Annotated in this window: 4 protein-coding genes; all 4 read right to left on the bottom strand. The window is 71.4% G+C overall.

Annotated elements, in window-relative coordinates; all coding sequences use genetic code 11:
* Nucleotides 1-60 precede the first annotated feature (60 nt).
* The 4 genes from IMZ11_RS42155 to IMZ11_RS42145 are packed head-to-tail and all read right to left on the bottom strand — an operon-like array spanning nt 61 to nt 1,680.
* Complete coding sequence (locus IMZ11_RS42155) at nt 61-291, bottom strand: hypothetical protein (RefSeq protein ID WP_228649128.1); 231 nt, start codon at nt 289-291, stop codon at nt 61-63.
* Nucleotides 288-1,364 carry a hypothetical protein gene (locus IMZ11_RS42150; protein WP_228649126.1) on the bottom strand — a complete coding sequence of 359 codons (1,077 nt, stop codon included), beginning with the start codon at nt 1,362-1,364 and terminating at the stop codon, nt 288-290. Before IMZ11_RS42150 ends, IMZ11_RS42155 begins: the two co-directional genes overlap by 4 nt.
* The gene (locus IMZ11_RS45870; RefSeq protein ID WP_255708071.1) at nt 1,361-1,489 is read right to left on the bottom strand and encodes a hypothetical protein; all 129 of its coding nucleotides are present in this window, start codon (nt 1,487-1,489) and stop codon (nt 1,361-1,363) included. The genes IMZ11_RS42150 and IMZ11_RS45870 overlap by 4 nt, the downstream gene beginning before the upstream one ends.
* Nucleotides 1,486-1,680, bottom strand: coding sequence for a hypothetical protein (locus IMZ11_RS42145; RefSeq protein ID WP_228649124.1), 195 nt, complete (start codon nt 1,678-1,680; stop codon nt 1,486-1,488). The genes IMZ11_RS45870 and IMZ11_RS42145 overlap by 4 nt, the downstream gene beginning before the upstream one ends.
* Nucleotides 1,681-1,902 lie beyond the last annotated feature (222 nt).

The raw sequence follows: 1,902 nt of genomic DNA, 5'->3' as shown, positions 1-1,902 counted from the left end.
CCCCGGAGCCGGTCGAGGTCGTCGACCGGGGCGGCGGGGGTCTCGTTCGTCGTCATCACGTCACCTGCTGCTGCGCTTGGTGGTGGTCTTGGTCGAGGCCGCCGCGACCTTGCGGCCGGCGGCCCGGGTCGCCCGCAGCGTGGCCACGGCCCCGGCGACGGCGCCGGACAGCCACGCGATGACGAGCGGGTGCAGGGCGGTGAGGGACAGGCCCCACCAGGCCAGAGCGGACAGGATCGCGATCGCGGCCAGGTGGCCGATCACCGTCTCGTTCCGCTTCGGGGCGCTCACGCCACACCGCCCAGGGCGTTCTTGACCTTGGTGGCGACCTCGGCGCCGATGCCGAGCGCCGCGCGGATTTTCTGGATGCCCGGGTCTGCGGGAAGCTCGCCCGCCGCGATCATCTGCCGCACCTTGGCGGCGAGCGTCTCGATCTTGTTCGGCGTGTACTGGACGCGGTCGGCGCTGTACTCCTCAGGCGTCGCCGTGGCGGCGTTTGCGCTGATACTCCCGCCAGTACGGCCGCCGGTACGGGCCGGTACAGGCAGGGCCGCCAGGACCGACCAGAGCGTCGGCAGGAGCCAGATCGCGGTGACCGCGCCGATCGGTCCGAGCGCGTGAACGATCAGCGGCAGCGCGTCGAACCCGCTCCACTGGATCGCGGGCCAGCAGTTCAGCACGAGGGTCAGACCGAGCAGCAGCGCCTCGGTCTTGAGGAGCTTGCGCCCCTCGGGGCTCTTGCGGTCGACCGGACGCCCGCGCATCGCGGCGTAAGCCTGCACCGCGACAGCCGCCAGCAGCGGCAGCGACAGGATCGGCTCGACGCCGTAGGCGGCCCACCAGCCGACCGTGCCGTGGTCGAGCTTGAGGCCCTTGGCGACCGACGCCTGCACGCCGATCGAGGACACGCCCAAGGCGATGGTGGCCGCCGACATGGACATGGCCGTGCTGATCCGCCGGACGCGGGCGTCCTGCCAGGCCAGCGCGTTCGGGTCCTGGCTCAGCGCGTAGAGGCGGGCGGCCTCGGCCACCTTGCCGCGACGCTTACGGACCTTGCTGGTGTCGACCAGCAGCGGCGCCTCGTCCTCCTGGAGCTCGACCAGGCGGTGAGCCTCAGCGACCCGAGCGCGCATCGTGCGGACCCGCTTGGTCTCGCCCTCGTCGACGTCGGCCGGCACTTCGGCCGGGGTCTGCTCGTCCTCGTCCTCGTCGTCGACCAGCTCGGCCGGGGCCGGGGGTGCGACCTGTGCGAGTGGTGCTACGGGTGCGGTCGGTGCGAGGGCCGCGAGATGCTGCTCGATCGCGGCCAGGCCGCGAGAGATCTCGTCCGGGTTCGGCTCGGGGGCCGGGATCGCGGTGCTCATCGGGCCGCCACCTCGCACTCGGTGCGCAGGTCGGCGGCGTAGACCGACTTCTTGCAGGTGTCGCAGCGGAAGAGGACCGGGCCGCCGTCCAGGGCGGTGTCGCAGCGGGGGCAGCAGGCGGTCACGCGGCCACCGCCTCGGCGTCGAACTCGTGCAGCAGCTCGTCGAGGATGTCGCGGGCCGCGTCGCGGTGGGCGGCGTCGTCGTCGGCCGGCACCCACAGCTCCGGGGCCAGGTTGGCGACGATGTAGGCGAGGGCGTCGAGGTTGAGCGCGGTCTCGCTCGCGGGGCGGGGGCGGGGGATGATGGAGAGCATCGGGCCAGCTCCTTCAGGCTGTGGTCCGGTATCGGCGGCCCCGGTGGTAGGACACCGGGGCCGCCTCCTTGTCTACGCGGTACGTACCGCGTAATCATGAGTAGACAATCGGATCACGGTCGTGTCAAGTAGGCGGTACGTGGTATCTACTTGTGACCACGTACCGCCTACTCAGATAGGGTGATCACCATGAGCGTTCCGAACCGCAGCAGATTTCGGCAG

Source organism: Microtetraspora sp. AC03309, from assembly GCF_020826795.1.
GTDB classification, from domain to species: Bacteria; Actinomycetota; Actinomycetes; order Streptosporangiales; family Streptosporangiaceae; genus Microtetraspora; species Microtetraspora glauca.
Note: the sequence above shows the minus strand (reverse complement) of the source record. Positions and strands in the feature narration are given on the sequence as shown.

What these genes read in the sequence shown, in the direction of transcription:
- IMZ11_RS42150 (WP_228649126.1), bottom strand. Translation starts at nt 1,364, where the DNA reads ATGAGCACCGCGATCCCGGCCCCCGAGCCGAACCCGGACGAGATCTCT.
- IMZ11_RS42145 (WP_228649124.1), bottom strand. Translation starts at nt 1,680, where the DNA reads ATGCTCTCCATCATCCCCCGCCCCCGCCCCGCGAGCGAGACCGCGCTC.